The sequence below is a fragment of the Pseudomonas sp. S2_B10 genome, from assembly GCF_054668425.1.
Genome location: NZ_CP162768.1, coordinates 5,124,136 through 5,138,218, shown reverse-complemented (window position 1 = coordinate 5,138,218; position 14,083 = coordinate 5,124,136). Strand labels below are relative to the sequence as shown.

The 14,083-nt window shown below is 57.2% G+C and carries 18 protein-coding genes and 1 tRNA gene; 6 read left to right on the top strand and 13 right to left on the bottom strand.

The window, feature by feature from the left end:
• The first annotated feature begins 167 nt into the window (after positions 1 to 167).
• The gene (locus AB4O45_RS22895) at positions 168 to 380 is read left to right on the top strand and encodes a cold-shock protein (protein WP_003179963.1); all 213 of its coding nucleotides are present in this window, start codon (positions 168 to 170) and stop codon (positions 378 to 380) included.
• A 65-nt stretch (positions 381 to 445) separates the two neighbouring features.
• On the opposite strand, the gene AB4O45_RS22890 is transcribed toward AB4O45_RS22895, so the two are convergent.
• Both AB4O45_RS22890 and AB4O45_RS22885 read right to left on the bottom strand, forming a co-directional pair.
• On the bottom strand, positions 446 to 763 hold the full coding sequence (locus tag AB4O45_RS22890; protein ID WP_016774047.1) for an I78 family peptidase inhibitor: 318 nt from the start codon (positions 761 to 763) through the stop codon (positions 446 to 448).
• Positions 764 to 929: 166 nt separating this feature from the next.
• Complete coding sequence (locus AB4O45_RS22885; RefSeq protein ID WP_056784439.1) at positions 930 to 1,232, bottom strand: hypothetical protein; 303 nt, start codon at positions 1,230 to 1,232, stop codon at positions 930 to 932.
• 129 nt (positions 1,233 to 1,361) lie between these two features.
• On the opposite strand from AB4O45_RS22885, the gene AB4O45_RS22880 reads away from it, so the two are divergent.
• Positions 1,362 to 1,562 carry a hypothetical protein gene (locus AB4O45_RS22880; RefSeq protein ID WP_056784436.1) on the top strand — a complete coding sequence of 67 codons (201 nt, stop codon included), beginning with the start codon at positions 1,362 to 1,364 and terminating at the stop codon, positions 1,560 to 1,562.
• Between the two features lie 34 nt (positions 1,563 to 1,596).
• On the opposite strand, the gene AB4O45_RS22875 is transcribed toward AB4O45_RS22880, so the two are convergent.
• The 8 genes from AB4O45_RS22875 to AB4O45_RS22840 form a co-directional block, all read right to left on the bottom strand.
• Entirely contained in the window at positions 1,597 to 2,625 is a 1,029-nt protein-coding gene (locus AB4O45_RS22875; RefSeq protein ID WP_315435647.1) for a nucleoside hydrolase, read from the bottom strand.
• A 31-nt stretch (positions 2,626 to 2,656) separates the two neighbouring features.
• Positions 2,657 to 3,061 carry a D-ribose pyranase gene (rbsD, locus tag AB4O45_RS22870; protein ID WP_041478553.1) on the bottom strand — a complete coding sequence of 135 codons (405 nt, stop codon included), beginning with the start codon at positions 3,059 to 3,061 and terminating at the stop codon, positions 2,657 to 2,659.
• Positions 3,058 to 3,975, bottom strand: coding sequence for a ribokinase (gene rbsK / locus AB4O45_RS22865; protein ID WP_056784430.1), 918 nt, complete (start codon positions 3,973 to 3,975; stop codon positions 3,058 to 3,060). Before rbsK ends, rbsD begins: the two co-directional genes overlap by 4 nt.
• Before the next feature lie 24 nt (positions 3,976 to 3,999).
• Positions 4,000 to 5,019 carry a LacI family DNA-binding transcriptional regulator gene (locus AB4O45_RS22860; RefSeq protein WP_056784428.1) on the bottom strand — a complete coding sequence of 340 codons (1,020 nt, stop codon included), beginning with the start codon at positions 5,017 to 5,019 and terminating at the stop codon, positions 4,000 to 4,002.
• A 3-nt stretch (positions 5,020 to 5,022) separates the two neighbouring features.
• Positions 5,023 to 6,000: an ABC transporter permease gene (locus AB4O45_RS22855; protein ID WP_016774040.1), complete on the bottom strand. Its 978-nt coding sequence runs from the start codon at positions 5,998 to 6,000 to the stop codon at positions 5,023 to 5,025.
• Positions 5,997 to 7,550, bottom strand: a complete 1,554-nt coding sequence (locus AB4O45_RS22850) for a sugar ABC transporter ATP-binding protein (RefSeq protein WP_056784422.1) — start codon at positions 7,548 to 7,550, stop codon at positions 5,997 to 5,999. Before AB4O45_RS22850 ends, AB4O45_RS22855 begins: the two co-directional genes overlap by 4 nt.
• 55 nt (positions 7,551 to 7,605) lie before the next feature.
• On the bottom strand, positions 7,606 to 8,562 hold the full coding sequence (locus tag AB4O45_RS22845; RefSeq protein ID WP_056784417.1) for a sugar ABC transporter substrate-binding protein: 957 nt from the start codon (positions 8,560 to 8,562) through the stop codon (positions 7,606 to 7,608).
• Between the two features lie 198 nt (positions 8,563 to 8,760).
• Positions 8,761 to 9,210: a hypothetical protein gene (locus AB4O45_RS22840; RefSeq protein WP_460160583.1), complete on the bottom strand. Its 450-nt coding sequence runs from the start codon at positions 9,208 to 9,210 to the stop codon at positions 8,761 to 8,763.
• 336 nt (positions 9,211 to 9,546) lie between these two features.
• Between AB4O45_RS22840 and AB4O45_RS22835 the strand changes: the two genes are divergently transcribed.
• The 3 genes from AB4O45_RS22835 (at position 9,547) to AB4O45_RS22825 (ending at position 11,796) form a co-directional block, all read left to right on the top strand.
• A complete protein-coding gene (locus AB4O45_RS22835; RefSeq protein WP_095179504.1) occupies positions 9,547 to 10,635 on the top strand; it encodes an asparaginase in 1,089 nt (362 codons plus the stop codon).
• A gap of 197 nt (positions 10,636 to 10,832) precedes the next feature.
• On the top strand, positions 10,833 to 11,102 hold the full coding sequence (locus AB4O45_RS22830) for a DUF1654 domain-containing protein (RefSeq protein ID WP_016774035.1): 270 nt from the start codon (positions 10,833 to 10,835) through the stop codon (positions 11,100 to 11,102).
• Between the two features lie 4 nt (positions 11,103 to 11,106).
• The gene (locus AB4O45_RS22825) at positions 11,107 to 11,796 is read left to right on the top strand and encodes an endonuclease (protein ID WP_041478547.1); all 690 of its coding nucleotides are present in this window, start codon (positions 11,107 to 11,109) and stop codon (positions 11,794 to 11,796) included.
• Between the two features lie 85 nt (positions 11,797 to 11,881).
• Here the strand turns inward: AB4O45_RS22825 and AB4O45_RS22820 are convergent, their stop codons facing one another.
• Positions 11,882 to 12,247 carry an SPOR domain-containing protein gene (locus AB4O45_RS22820; protein ID WP_122506441.1) on the bottom strand — a complete coding sequence of 122 codons (366 nt, stop codon included), beginning with the start codon at positions 12,245 to 12,247 and terminating at the stop codon, positions 11,882 to 11,884.
• A gap of 250 nt (positions 12,248 to 12,497) precedes the next feature.
• Between AB4O45_RS22820 and csrA the strand changes: the two genes are divergently transcribed.
• Entirely contained in the window at positions 12,498 to 12,692 is a 195-nt protein-coding gene (gene csrA / locus AB4O45_RS22815; RefSeq protein ID WP_003179932.1) for a carbon storage regulator CsrA, read from the top strand.
• A 219-nt stretch (positions 12,693 to 12,911) separates the two neighbouring features.
• Here csrA and AB4O45_RS22810 read toward each other — a convergent pair whose 3' ends face one another.
• Together AB4O45_RS22810 and AB4O45_RS22805 are read right to left on the bottom strand one after the other, a co-directional pair.
• Positions 12,912 to 13,367 (bottom strand): DUF2214 family protein, encoded by a 456-nt coding sequence (locus tag AB4O45_RS22810; protein WP_056784409.1) that lies wholly within the window; start codon positions 13,365 to 13,367, stop codon positions 12,912 to 12,914.
• 464 nt (positions 13,368 to 13,831) lie between these two features.
• Positions 13,832 to 13,908 (bottom strand) — tRNA-Val (locus AB4O45_RS22805).
• Between the last annotated feature and the right edge of the window lie 175 nt (positions 13,909 to 14,083).

Here is a 14,083-nt window from a genome sequence, read left to right as displayed (position 1 = left end):
AACCGGGGCTTTCAGCGCAACCAGGTGGTAAAGAAAACACGACTGATTGGCAAACAGCACGTCCGGGGGGCTACCAAAGCGAACATTTCGACTATGATACCCGGGTGTGCCCAGTTGGCCTGAGCAGCACAGCACTACTGAAAATATATGTTTCTTGGAGATACACCATGTCTAATCGCCAAACCGGCACCGTTAAATGGTTCAACGATGAAAAAGGCTTCGGCTTCATCACTCCTCAAGGTGGCGGTGACGACCTGTTCGTACACTTCAAAGCTATCGAATCCGACGGTTTCAAAAGCCTGAAAGAAGGCCAGACCGTCTCTTTCGTGGCTGAGAAAGGCCAAAAGGGTATGCAAGCTGCACAGGTTCGCCCAGAGTAATTTCTCGGCGCACTAAAAAAACCCCGTCCTGGTGACGGGGTTTTTTATGCCTGACGCAAAAGGACTCAGCCGCAGTTGACGCGAGTAACTACCAGGTTGTTGTCGGTGTTCAGGTTCAGGCGATCGGAGCGGTATTCCAGGGTGATCATGTCGTTCGGCTTGAGGAAACGCGCATTTTGCGCCCCAGCCTTGGCACGCGCCTGATCCAGCAACTCAGGGGATGCCTTCTTGCCGATGGCAAATTGCGCTGCCGATGCTTCGCAGCGGCTATTTCCTGATTCAGCCGCCACGGGCTCCTTTGCCGACTCGCTGGAGGTTGTGCTGCAACCAGCCAACAGAGCAGCGGCCATAAGTGCACCCAGTGTCGCGAACTTCAAAGGCATGAAGCCTCCTTGTTTTCAAATGTTTAAGCAGAGATCGTGCGACCGCCAATGCGGCGTTTGGTTTCAAGGCTCAAGCCATGCCCTGCCCCACGAGCGGAAAAATGCCGAGTGTGCCTGAGCCGCCCTGTCCGGCTCATCAAACATTCGTGACTGAATATTAACGACCTCAATAAACGTCGATGTAGTCGTAGGGCGGATTCGGCCAGTTGTCTTTGAGTGCGTTGAAAATCTGCATCACCCAGACTTCATCGCTGGCTGCGACGTTACCCACATAGCCCGACCCCTTCGCCCAGGTTTCCAGGCGAAACAGCAGACCCTCGATATCCTGCCCACCGGTCACCGTAGACAGATAGGCAATGCCATCTTTGGTCACGCGCAATTGGTTGTGCACGTCGTCACTGCCCGAGGCAAGCAATTGGCGCACTGCTTCGAGTGTGAGGCCGTCAGGGGTATTCAGATCAATCTGCACAGCGGGGTCCTTTGCAAGCCGGAAAAGACCAAGTGTCGCATAGCGCTCCGCTCATGCCTAAGTCGCAGTGCCAAATGCCGCACAAAATGGTTAACTCGAAAACAGACATCCTGACCTTTCGAGCCTCCCATGACCAGTGTAAGCATCGACGCCGCCATCAACGCCAAATGGGCCGAAGGACACAGCTCTTACAGCCCCGGCACGACGGAAGAATTGGCGCTGATCGGCATTGATTTACTGGTCAAGGAGTTGGGGATAGAAGCGGCGCAGCATTTTATCAATCAGGTATTCGAACGCTATCCGATCAGCCAGGCCGAACAGCCGCAGTGAAAACCCGCAGGCAAACCGCCTGCGGGTTGACGAATTATTTCAGGCGTTTCAGGCGCTCGGTCAACAGATCAAAGAATCCCTGGGCGTCGCCATTTTCGACCCAGAATGCATTCTTCGGTGCTTTCAGGCCGTCATACCAGTCAACAATGGTCTGGCCGAATGTCGGTCCTTCACGGCTATCCACCACGACGTTAACCGCCCGACCGGCAAACAACTCAGGCTTGAGCAGATACGCCACAACCGTCGCGTCATGCACCGGGCCACCGGGAATGCCGTAGTGCTCCATATCGCCCTTGATGTATTCGTTGAGAATGTCGCCGACGATCTTGCTCGCATTGTTGTTCAGCGCGGCGATCTGCTTCAGGCGTGCATCGCTGGTCAGGATCTTGTGGGTCACGTCCAGCGGCAGATAAGTGAGTTTCACCCCGCTCTTGAGCACCACCTCGGCAGCCTGCGGATCGGCGAACAAGTTGAATTCAGCCACAGGGGTGATGTTGCCACCGTTGAAATGCGCCCCGCCCATGATCACCACTTCCTTGATGCCCTGAACGATTTCCGGCTCCTGGATCAATGCCAGAGCCAGGTTGGTCTGCGGACCGAGCATGGCAATGGTGATGCTGTGCGGTTTGGCCGATTTAAGAGTGTCGATCAGATAATTGACCGCATTGCCTTTCGCCAAGCCTTTCTTCGGTTCGTGAACCGTGACGCCTGACAAACCTTCCTTGCCATGAATGTTCTCGGCGTAGATCGGCGTGCGCATCAGCGGCTTCGGTGCGCCAGCGTAAACCGGCACGTCTTCGCGTCCTGCCCATTCGCGAGCCAGGCGTGCGTTACGCGAAGTCTTGTCCAGGCGCACGTTGCCGGCGACAGTCGTTAACGCGCGGATATTCAATTCATCCGGCGACGCCAGCGCGAAGAGCAAAGCGACAACGTCGTCAGCGCCTGGATCGGTGTCGATGATCAAATCGATTTTTTCAGCGGCCTGAACGCCGGTCGCAGTTATCACAGACAAAAGCAGCAGACCCCGAAGCAGTTGATGGAGTTTTTCAGCATAGCGTTGCATAGCGCATTCCTTGTGCAGGTGATATCGGAAATCAGAATGTAACCCCGGCGACCAGAACGATGTTGCAGTACGGCTGACATTCTCCTGTACGAATGATCGCCCTGGCTTGTCGGCTAAGCACCTTGAACTGCTCGTGGGTGAGCAGATCCCTACGGCCCAGCGCGCCCTCTTCGTTCAACGCGTCCAGATCGGCCAGTGCCGTGGGTTGTTTGTCGAAGATCTCTTTGGCCAGCACATGGCTTTCTACCTGCATCTCGCTGAGTACAACTTTCAGCGTGCTGACGAAATCAGGGATGCCATGGGTCAGCGCCAGATCAATCAACTCGACACCCGGTGGCACGGGCAAACCGGCATCGCCAATCACGACCATGTCACCGTGGCCAAGAGAAGCGATCAATCGCGACAGCGCGACGTTAAGCAGAGGAGTCTTTTTCATGCGGGTTTGAACGCCTGTACTTCGGACATGGTTGGAATCGACGGTTGCGCACCGGCGCGGGTAACCGACAGTGCAGCGGCGATCTGACCGTAGCGAATCGCCTCGGCCTCAGTCTTGCCATCGGCCAGCGCTGCGGCAAAACCGCCGACGAAAGTGTCGCCCGCCGCCGTGGTATCGACCGCCTTCACGGTCGGCGCGGGGAAATGTTCGAAGCCGTTGCCGTTGGCGAACAATGAGCCTTGCGCGCCTAACGTGACGATGACTTTGCCCGCGCCCATGGCAATCAACTGAGTGGCAGCCGTTTCTGCCGACTGCAGCGAGTCGACAGCGAGCCCGCTCAATGCGGCGGCTTCGCTTTCGTTGGGAATCAGATAGTCGATGGCGGCAAACCAGTCAGCCGGCAAAGGACGGCTGGCCGGCGCCGGGTTGAGGATGACGGTTTTGCCCAGCTCACGCGCACGCTTGAGCGCATGTCCGACCGTCGCATCGGGAATCTCGAGCTGACAGATCACTACATCGGCGGCCTGTAAAACCGCATCAAAACGGTCGATCACTGCCGGCGTCATCGCGCCGTTGGCACCGGCGACAATCACGATGGCGTTCTGGCTGTTGTCATCCACCACAATCAGCGCTACGCCACTGGAATCCTCTACGACACTGACAGCCTCGCAGTCGATGTGCTCGGCGAGCAAGGCATCACGCAATCGCACACCGTAGTCGTCATTTCCGACGCAACCGATCATTGCCACCTTAGCGCCCAAGCGCGCAGCAGCAACCGCCTGATTGGCGCCCTTGCCGCCAGACACCGTGGCAAAGGAATGACCGATCAGCGTTTCACCGCCGCGTGGCAGCCGTGGCGCCCGGGTGACCAGGTCCATGTTCAGGCTGCCTATTACCACTACATTTGCTGGCATACATCACTACTCATCAATTCGGTTTCAGCGATATTCGGTGAACACGCCGGACAGCGGCGCGGTCGATTCGCGCAGGACAATGCTCGGGGTCACGATGCGTTGATCGGTGCCCGAATCCGGCGCAGCAATTCTGCGCAACAGCACTTCGGCGGCCATCTCGCCCAGTTGCAGGATCGACTGGCCGACCGTGGTCAGCGCCGGATAGACATAACGGCTCATCTGAATGTCATCGAAGCCGATCACCGACAGCTCGGCCGGTACCCGGACATTACGTTCAGCCGCCGCACGCAGCACACCGATGCCAATCATGTCGTTACCGGCAAAAATCGCGCTCGGCGGATTGATCTCGAGCAGCCGGGCAGCGGCGTTGTAACCGCCAGTGCTGGTGAAGTCGCTTTCGAGCATACGCTCCTCGCGCACCTCGATTCCCGCTTCTCGCAGCGCTCGGCAATAACCGGCCTGACGCATTTGCGCCACGCTGGTACTGGCCGGACCGCCGATGGTGGCGATGTCGCGATGCCCCAACTCGAGCAGGTGACGGGTTGCCAGATAAGCGCCGTATTCGTGGTCGATGCGCACCAGATCGGCATTTACACCCTCCAGGCCTCGGTCGACGATGACCATCGGCGTCTTCACGCCCGCCAGCCCTTGCGCCAGACCACTGTCACCGCCGGCGGAGGCGACGATCAAACCGTCGATGCGTTTTTCCAGCAACACGCGCAGATAACTGCGCTGCTTGTCCGGATTGTCGTCGGAGTTACAGAGGATCACGCAGTAACCGTTGCGCTCGCAGTAATCCTCGATTCCGCGCGCCAATTCAGCGAAGTACGGGTTGAGGCTGTTAGGCACCAGCAGGCCGATGGTCGCCGTGGTTTTGGCTTTCAGCGAGCGCGCCACGGCACTGGGAACGTAGTCGAGGCTCTTGATCGCCGCCTCGACTTTGCGCCGCACTTCTTGACTCACCGGGCGGGTGTTGTTCACCACGTGCGACACGGTCGTGTAGGAAATACCCGCAAGCGCCGCTACATCCTTGATCGTTGCCATGGTTCAGCCCCGGCGACTGGCGCGTTGACTGCGATAGGTGTCGAGCACCACGGCGATAACAATTACCGCACCGGTGATGATGCGCTTGGTCGGCTCCGTCGCACCAATCTGCGCGAGACCGGCCGCGAGCACGGAAATGATCAACACACCAAAGAAAGTACTGATCACCGAACCGCGTCCACCCATCAGGCTGGTACCACCGATAACCACCGCCGCGATCACTTGCAGTTCCAGGCCGGAACCTGCGTTCGGGTCAGCCGCCTCCAGACGCGAAATCTGAAACAGAGCGGCAATGCCCGCCAGCAGGCCCATAAGGCTGAACACCAGAATCTTGTAGGGCTTGGGATTGATCCCGGCCAGCCGCACGGCTTCTTCGTTGGTGCCGATGCCGATCAGGTAGCGGCCGAAAACCGTGCGGGTCAAAACTGCCTGCGCGATGAAGATCACCAGCAAAGCGATGATGAACGACGGGGAAATGCCGAACGCGATCGGATTCGACAGCCAGGCGAACGCATCGCCGATGTACGCAGTCCGCGACCCGGTCATCTGATACGCCACACCGCGGGCCATTTCCAGCACGCCGAGAGAGACGATGAACGACGGAATCCGCCAGGCCACGGTGATCGAGCCAGTGATGGTCCCGGCTAGCGCCGCCACCGCCATGCCGAGCAGCGCCGCTGGCAAAACGCTCCAGCCCCAGCCGAGAATCGCAACGCTGACCGTCGATGCGGCCAACGCCAGCACCGAGCCGACGGACAAATCGATGCCGCCGATGATCAGCACAAAGGTCATGCCCACGGCCAGCACCATCAGGTCGGGAATCTGGTTGGCCAGGGTGCTGAAAGTGTTGTACGAAAGGAAATGGCTGCTCAGAACCGAGAACAGCGCAATCATCGCCAGCAATGCACCGGCCAGGCCCAGATAAGTACCCAGGCCAAAGAAATTGCCACTACGTTTACTGGCAGAAGATGCAGTTTTCATGGGAGATCCCTAGGCGCTGCCTCATTGAGCAACGCATCACGTTTCTGGTAGCCGGCGAATGCGGCGGCAAGCAAATCATCCTGGGTCCAGCTGTCGCGCTCGAAGGTGTCGATCAGACGCCCCGCCGAAAGCACGCCGATCCGGTCACAGATCAGCATCAACTCGCGCAAGTCACTGGACACCACCACCAACGCCTTGCCCTGGCGGGTCAACTCACCGAGCAAACCGTAAATATCGAACTTGGCGCCGACATCAATCCCGCGAGTCGGCTCGTCGAACAGCAGCACCGAACAGTCGCGCTCCAGCCAGCGACCGATCACGACCTTCTGCTGATTGCCGCCGGACAGTTCCGAAACCAACTGCGTCGGGCTCGAGCTGCGGATGCGCATGGCTTCGATCTGACGCTTCGCCAGGGAGATTTCGTCGCCGTTGTTGACGAAACCGCCACTGGAGATTTCCGGCATGTTACCCAGGGCGATGTTGGCGCTGATCGACTGACTGAGCAGCAGCCCTTCGCCCTTGCGATCCTCGGTGATCAACGCGATGCCATTGCGTACGGCATCGACTGGCGAGCGAACACTCACGACCTTGGCCGGGGAGCCGAGCGCGATGGTGCCGCTGTCGGCAGCATCGGCACCGAATATCAGCCGCAGCAATTCCGTGCGCCCTGCCCCGATCAATCCGGAAATACCGAAGATCTCCCCGGCACGCACCTCAAAAGAGACGTCGCGGACTTTGTCAGAGCGGGTCAGCCCTTTGACCGTCAACGCCGGAGCGCCGATCTTGCGCGGCCCCATGTCGATGTGTTCGCCCAGTTCGCGACCGACCATCAAGGTGACCAGTTGCTCGCTGTTGTAGTTGGCCATCGGCTCGACGCAGACCAGATTGCCGTCACGCAGCACGGCAATACGCTGCGCCACCCGCGCCAGTTCTTCGAGGCGGTGAGAGATATAGATGATGGAAACGCCGCGGGCCTGCAATCGGCTGATCTGCTCGAAGAGCATTTCGACTTCGCGCGCCGTGAGCATCGCGGTCGGCTCGTCAAGGATCAGCACATGGCAGTCGCCGATCAGGTTGCGCGCGATTTCAACCATCTGCTGATGGCCGATACCGAGTTCGCCGACCAGCGTGTCCGGATCGATCGCATCGAGGCCGACTTGCGCCATGGCTTCGATCGCGGCCTTGCGCAACTGCTTGCGGCTGATCCAGCCAGCGCTGCTCGGCAGATTATCCAGAAAGAGGTTTTCCGCCACCGACAGCGTCGGCAACAGATTGAGTTCTTGCATGACCATGCGCACGCCAAGCTCTTCGGCCTGGGTACGGCTGCCCGGACGATAGTCCTTGCCGTGGAATTGCATCTGGCCGGTAGTGGGTGTGACCAGACCACCAATGATCTTCGACAGGGTACTTTTGCCGGCACCATTTTCGCCGGTCAGCGCCAGTACTTCACCGCGCATCAGCGTCAGATCGATGCCGGTGAGCACCGGTTGCGCATAGGTCTTGCCGATACCGCTGACCGAGAGGACAGCGTTCGGAGCGGAAACTGACATAGGAATCTCCACGCGCTCGCCCGGACGGACGAGCGCCGTTGTGTCGCCAGATGACTTACTGGGTGATCAGCTCGACCGGTGTTTCGATCACGCCGTTGGCACCGCTGTCGACTTTCTCGCCTTTGATGATCTTCAGCGCGGTTTCGATGCCGAACACGGCCTGCTTGGCTGCAAACTGATCAGCCGTCGCCAGCACGCGGCCGTCCTTGAGCATTGGCTTGATGGCATTGATATTGTCGTAACCGACGACTTTCACCTGCCCAGCCTTACCAGCGGCACGGACTGCGGAAACGGCACCGACCGCCATGCTGTCGTTACCGGCCAGCAGCGCTTTGACATCCGGGTATTCACTGAGGATCGAAGCCGCAACCTTGTTGCCCTTGTCGATTTCCCAGTCACCGGACTGCAGCGAGACCACTTTGATCTGCGCGGCTTCCATCGCGTCCTTGAAACCGGCCGTGCGCGCCTGCGCGTTGGTGGTGGTGGACACGCCTTCGATGATGCCGACCTCGTCGCCCGCCTTCAGTTGCTTGGCCAGATATTCGCCAACCAGACGTGCACCCTTACGGTTGTCCGGACCTACGAACGGCACGTTGATGTTCTTGCTTTTGACCACGGCGGGATCAAGCTGGTTGTCGATGTTGATCACCGTGATACCGGCGTCTACGGCCTTCTTGATCACAGGCACCATGGCCTTGGAGTCAGAAGGCGCGATCACCAGTGCATTCACCTTGGCCAGGATCATCTGTTCGACGATGCGAGTCTGGCCGGCGGTGTCGGTTTCGTCTTTGATACCGTTGGAGATCAGATCGAAATCGGCGGAGTGTTCTTTCTGGTAGGCCTTGGCGCCGTCTTCCATGGTCAGGAAGAATTCGTTGGCCAAGGATTTCATGACCAGCGCGACTTTGGGCTTTTCTGCAGATTCGGCGAACGCCGAGGAGACAGGTAGTGCGGCGGCTGTGGCAGCCAGCATAGCGACAGCAAGAAGACGTGCGGCGAATGGCAGCTTCATGGGTTCACTCCGATCTTATGATTATTGTGAGCAACGTTTGCGCTGACGTAAGCTACGTCACGACTCCGGGAGCAGATGCCCTTCCAAGTCGCGCAAACGTTTGCGTAGACCGAACTATGAGAATCCCGCTGACATTTGTCAACAATCAGAAATCGTCTTTTGTTGTAGGCCGAATCGCTGAGTCGGCCATCAGACGCTTCAGGCGGACGTGTTGACCAGGCCACCGCTGGTAGCGCTTTTCGACATCTCCTTGACCAACGCACCCGCCACTTCTGCCAGTGCGGCGCTGGTTTGCGCGATCTGGCCCTGAATCGACATCACTGCCTGGGACTTCGCTTCGGGAGTCGGATAGCTTGCAGCCTGAGCCGCAGCCAGTTGCTGTTGCTGCTCCTGAAGTTGCTTCTGCAATTCCTTCATCCGCTTGAGCAACGTCTTGACGGTGATGCTGAGATTGCTGTCAGCCTCGGTTTCACTGTTTTCCTGCACAGGCCCGCCACCGGTTCTGACCTGATTCTTCTCAGTCTTTTCGGTACCCAGCGCCTGCGCCGAAGTCTCATTGGTCGCATCGTTCAGGCTGTTGATCGTCGCTGCAGTTTTACCGCCAATGGTGACTGCAGCGGGATTGGCAAAACCGACCGTCAGTGACATGTGAACTCCTAAGATTTGGTTTCCTTGAGGACGCATCGGCCTGAGAGCACATTTCTTTAGCGGGGATTTGTCACCCGCCTGGCTTTTCAGAGATTGCCTATCGGCGAGCCGAACACGAATCCGCCTGTCGTTCGGAATCCCGGATGGATGGATCCTCAACGATGCTCCAGCCCTCGACAAATATTGATTTAAATCATTGGGTTAAACATTTTCCGCCAGCACATTACGCATGGTATGAATCCTGCTCCCGTCCTTGCACCTCGAGCATTCAGATCGGCTTGGGGCGCATCTAGATGAACCTGCATCAGCACCGTCTCACGACTAGAGAGAAAAATAATGAAATCTGCTTTCAATACTTTGATTCCGGGCGCATTGGCCCTCCTCCTGCTCCTGCCTGCTGCCCTTCAGGCAAAAGAAGCCGAAACCCAGACGAAACTGGCCAACGTCGTCGTCCTCGCCACAGGCGGCACCATCGCTGGCGCCGGCGCCAGTGCTGCCAACAGCGCCACTTATCAGGCAGCGAAAGTCGGTATCGAACAACTGATTGCCGGCATTCCCGAGTTGAGCAAACTGGCTAACGTGCGTGGCGAACAAGTCATGCAGATCGCTTCGGAAAGCATCACCAACGACAACCTGCTGCAATTGGGTCGTCGCGTTTCCGAACTAGCTGACAGCAAGGACGTGGACGGCATCGTTATCACCCACGGCACCGACACCCTCGAAGAAACCGCTTACTTCCTGAACCTTGTCGAGAAGACCGACAAGCCGATCATCGTCGTAGGTTCGATGCGTCCGGGCACTGCCATGTCGGCAGACGGCATGCTTAACCTGTACAACGCCGTCGCCGTGGCGAGCAGCAAAGAAGCACGCGGCAAAGGTGTGCTGGTGACCATGAACGACGAGATCCAGTCCGGTCGCGACGTCAGCAAAATGATCAACATCAAGACCGAAGCATTCAAAAGCGCCTGGGGTCCGCTGGGCATGGTGGTCGAAGGCAAATCCTACTGGTTCCGCCTGCCGGCCAAGCGTCACACCATGGATTCGGAATTCGACATCAAGGACATCAAGAGCCTGCCTGACGTAGAAATTGCCTACTCCTACGGCAACGTCAGCGATACCGCCTACAAGGCACTGGCTCAAGCCGGCGCCAAAGCCATCATCCACGCCGGCACTGGCAACGGTTCGGTATCCTCTCGCGTGGTTCCATCCCTGCAAGCCCTGCGCAAGGATGGCGTGCAGATCATTCGCTCGTCCCACGTCAACGCCGGCGGCTTTGTCCTGCGTAACGCCGAACAGCCCGACGACAAATACGACTGGGTTGTCGCTCACGACCTGAACCCGCAGAAAGCCCGCATCCTGGCGATGGTTGCACTGACCAAGACCAACGACAGCAAAGAGCTGCAACGGATGTTCTGGGAATACTGATTGAACATCGCCTGATCACTTCTCGATCGGGCAATTGCGCATCACCTGTCAGCTTGGCAGGTGGTGCCCCGCTTACACCCTTCCAATACTTTTCCCACAAAAATCTCGACAAGTCCTACACCAAAATCGGAAACCCGCTGTCAGAGGATTTTCTTGAATTTTAAGCAGTTGCGAAATCGCTTACAGTTAAATACTGTATGCACGTACAGCTTAATAAGGATAACCTCGTGGCCACCTCTCCTGCTGCTCCTGACGCTTATGAACGCATGGGTATGCGCGTTCAGAAAATCATCAATTCCCCCACCGCCCAAAAAGCCAAAGCCGCACTGATTTTCCGTCTGCCGGATGAGCCGATGGACGACTGGGAGCGCTTGCTCGAGGAAATCGACGAGAACGACAACGTCACCCTCGCCTATCGCGATGACGGTGGCGTGCAGATTTTTTGGGTTGTGCCGAAGGAAGATTGATTCAATGAGTGTCCGCTGTGTTGCTTTGCTGTTGTTGTTTTTCGCCGTGGGCGCCCAGGCTGGCGCCCCACGTACATTTTCCGAAGCCAAGAAAGCCGCATGGAAACTTTATGCGCCGCAGTCCACGGAGTTCTACTGCGGCTGCAAGTACACCGGCAACCGCGTCGATCTCAAGGCTTGCGGCTATGTGCCGCGCAAGAACGCCAAGCGTGCATCGAGGATCGAGTGGGAGCACATCGTGCCGGCGTGGCAGATCGGGCATCAGCGGCAGTGCTGGCAGCAAGGCGGACGCAAGAATTGCACGCGTTACGATCCGGTTTATCAAAAGGCCGAAGCTGACCTGCACAACCTGGTACCGAGCATCGGTGAGGTCAACGGTGATCGCAGCAACTTCAGCTACGGCTGGTTGCCGGTGCAGTCCGGTCAGTATGGATCCTGCCTGACGCAGGTCGACTTCAAGGCCAAGAAGGTCATGCCCCGCCCTTCGATCCGCGGCATGATCGCCCGCACGTATTTTTACATGAGCAAACAATACGGACTGCGGCTGTCGAAGCAAGATCGGCAGTTGTACGAAGCGTGGGACAAGACCTATCCAGTGCAGGACTGGGAACGTCAGCGCAACCAGAGCGTGGCGTGCGTGATGGGGCGTGGCAACGAGTTTGTCGGCTCGGTAAATCTGAAAGCCTGCGGCTGATCGCAGCACAAATAAAAAGGCCTCGAGCGTTATGCTCGAGGCCTTTTTCACGTTTGGCGTTCAACCTGTTTTGAAGGCGCTTCGCTTATGGCGTGAGGGGATGCTCAATCACCACCGACTCGATATTTTGTTTCTTGGCTTTTACCAATGCCGCATCCACCTGCACCTTGCGCGCCTCGGCGTCAGCCTGGGAATTGAACGGACCGATCAGAATTCGTGTTTTACCGCTGCCGTCCTTGACGACCGTCGGAACGAAAGCATGCTCGATCAACCAGCCGCTCAGGTCACTGACAGCCTGCGGAGTTTCGCCCCGAACTTCCAGATCCCACTGTGGCGCGGCGGCCGCCGGCGCTGCCGCGACCTTTGCCTCAGGCTTTGGCGCATCTACATTCTTGCCTTCACCGCAGCCTGCCAATGCCAGTGCCGCTACCAGCCAAACCAATTTGCGCACAACGCTTTCCTCGGAATTCACAAAGCCGCGATCTTATCATTCAAAAATACTTCGCGAGCCCCGCAAAATGGGCACAAAACAACGAGAATGATGATTGCAGCCTCTGTATAGTTACGCCCTGGGAATTAATGCCGCATCTGCGCGTCAGAAAGAGGCACCCAAACCGTGAGACTTCGCACTAATCTATAGATACCACCGACCTCTGCACTGTCTGAATCAGGTGCCCTACAAAGCAATCAAGGAGAAGACCATGCTGATACTCACCCGCAAAGTCGGTGAAAGCATAAACATTGGTGATGACATCACGATCACCATCCTCGGAGTCAGCGGCCAACAAGTCCGCATCGGCATCAACGCTCCGAAAAACGTGGCAGTGCACCGTGAAGAAATTTACCAACGCATCCAGGCCGGCCTGACCGCTCCGGACAAGCCGCAAACACCCTGAGCCACTTTGCATTACGTAGCCAGTCCTATTGCCGTCGCGCAAGACTGGCTAAAGATTCACGCGCCGTTTAGCCATCCGCATTTCACCCCGCTGGGCACGGCGCCTGAAGCACACTGACTCCTTTCACTTGTCACTCCCTCCTTTCTTACGCCGATATTACCTTTCACTCCCGGAGCTGGCTGTCGGACGTTTCCGATAGAGCGCGGAGAATTTCGCCTTCTAAGCGAATATCACGCCACGCGCCATGCCCGTCGCCGCGACCATCATCAGGATCAGCAGCAGCGCTTCAACATGACTGATTCGCGCGTACAACTTCGCACGCCCGGCATCAGGCGCTACCCCGCGCGACGATGCGATGCGCCATTTGATCAGCGTGATCATGGGTGCAAGCTCTACCAGCAGGATCAGCACTAACAACGTCATCTTCAGATGAAACAGCGGCTGATGCAGGTAATAGTCAGAGCCTTTCTCGTAACCACCAAACGCACGCATCGCTCCGGTTATAAGCAGCGTCAAAGCTGAAAGCCCCCAGAGGTTATCCGCGAGCAGCACGCGCTTGAGCTCTCCCGTGCCCGCCGAGAGCTGGCTGAACGCTGTGCCGCGCGTCAGTACCGCCCAGAAAGCCAAGGCAAACGCGAATAGATGAACAGCCGCAAGGATCCACTGACTCAGCATCGACGCACCCCCTTACAAAGAGTTGAAAATCGGCCAGTCAGTAGTAGACGAAAAAGCGGGGCCTCGCTTGGAGGTGACGGCGAGACAGATGCCAAACGCCAAAACGCAGGCAAAAAAAATCCCAAGCAGCTGATGGAAGCTTGGGATTTAAAAATGCATAAACCGTGGTGGTGAACGCGGAACGGATGTTACTTAAATTCCCAATATGCAACAAGGCTTTTTCGATAACCGGTTGGAGAAAAATAGCTGTAAGCCTTTGGATATTCAGGTGTTTTCAACCACGAAATGGTAAAAAAACGCACCAAAATGGCGCTTGATCATTTTGCGCAAATAGTAATGAATGGAGAGCTGATCAGAGCGAAGCGGAAATGACTGGGAACAAGCGTTGCGCAAATCGCAGAAAACAAAAAAGGGCCCACCTTTCGGTGAGCCCTTCTAGACCGCCCAGCAGAGCGGATTTTGTTTGGTAGGCGCGATTGGACTCGAACCAACGACCCCCACCATGTCAAGGTGGTGCTCTAACCAACTGAGCTACGTGCCTGCTGTGAGGCGGCATTCTACGGAATTCCGGAGGGGTGTCAACACCTTTTTTTCACTTAACTCTATGAATATGCAAAATATTTAATTTCGCCTCAGCGACGAAGATTTTCCGGTGGCTGGCGGAGGTTTTTCAACTCGGGTAGGATCGACGCACTCGTAAAATATATTAAACAGAG

Coding starts and splice junctions, on each gene's coding strand:
- AB4O45_RS22895 (WP_003179963.1), top strand. CDS start 168: ATGTCTAATCGCCAAACCGGCACCGTTAAATGGTTCAACGATGAAAAA.
- AB4O45_RS22890 (WP_016774047.1), bottom strand. CDS start 763: ATGCCTTTGAAGTTCGCGACACTGGGTGCACTTATGGCCGCTGCTCTG.
- AB4O45_RS22880 (WP_056784436.1), top strand. CDS start 1,362: ATGACCAGTGTAAGCATCGACGCCGCCATCAACGCCAAATGGGCCGAA.
- AB4O45_RS22875 (WP_315435647.1), bottom strand. CDS start 2,625: ATGCAACGCTATGCTGAAAAACTCCATCAACTGCTTCGGGGTCTGCTG.
- rbsD (WP_041478553.1), bottom strand. CDS start 3,061: ATGAAAAAGACTCCTCTGCTTAACGTCGCGCTGTCGCGATTGATCGCT.
- rbsK (WP_056784430.1), bottom strand. CDS start 3,975: ATGCCAGCAAATGTAGTGGTAATAGGCAGCCTGAACATGGACCTGGTC.
- AB4O45_RS22860 (WP_056784428.1), bottom strand. CDS start 5,019: ATGGCAACGATCAAGGATGTAGCGGCGCTTGCGGGTATTTCCTACACG.
- AB4O45_RS22855 (WP_016774040.1), bottom strand. CDS start 6,000: ATGAAAACTGCATCTTCTGCCAGTAAACGTAGTGGCAATTTCTTTGGC.
- AB4O45_RS22850 (WP_056784422.1), bottom strand. CDS start 7,550: ATGTCAGTTTCCGCTCCGAACGCTGTCCTCTCGGTCAGCGGTATCGGC.
- AB4O45_RS22845 (WP_056784417.1), bottom strand. CDS start 8,562: ATGAAGCTGCCATTCGCCGCACGTCTTCTTGCTGTCGCTATGCTGGCT.
- AB4O45_RS22840 (WP_460160583.1), bottom strand. CDS start 9,210: ATGTCACTGACGGTCGGTTTTGCCAATCCCGCTGCAGTCACCATTGGC.
- AB4O45_RS22835 (WP_095179504.1), top strand. CDS start 9,547: ATGAAATCTGCTTTCAATACTTTGATTCCGGGCGCATTGGCCCTCCTC.
- AB4O45_RS22830 (WP_016774035.1), top strand. CDS start 10,833: ATGCACGTACAGCTTAATAAGGATAACCTCGTGGCCACCTCTCCTGCT.
- AB4O45_RS22825 (WP_041478547.1), top strand. CDS start 11,107: ATGAGTGTCCGCTGTGTTGCTTTGCTGTTGTTGTTTTTCGCCGTGGGC.
- csrA (WP_003179932.1), top strand. CDS start 12,498: ATGCTGATACTCACCCGCAAAGTCGGTGAAAGCATAAACATTGGTGAT.
- AB4O45_RS22810 (WP_056784409.1), bottom strand. CDS start 13,367: ATGCTGAGTCAGTGGATCCTTGCGGCTGTTCATCTATTCGCGTTTGCC.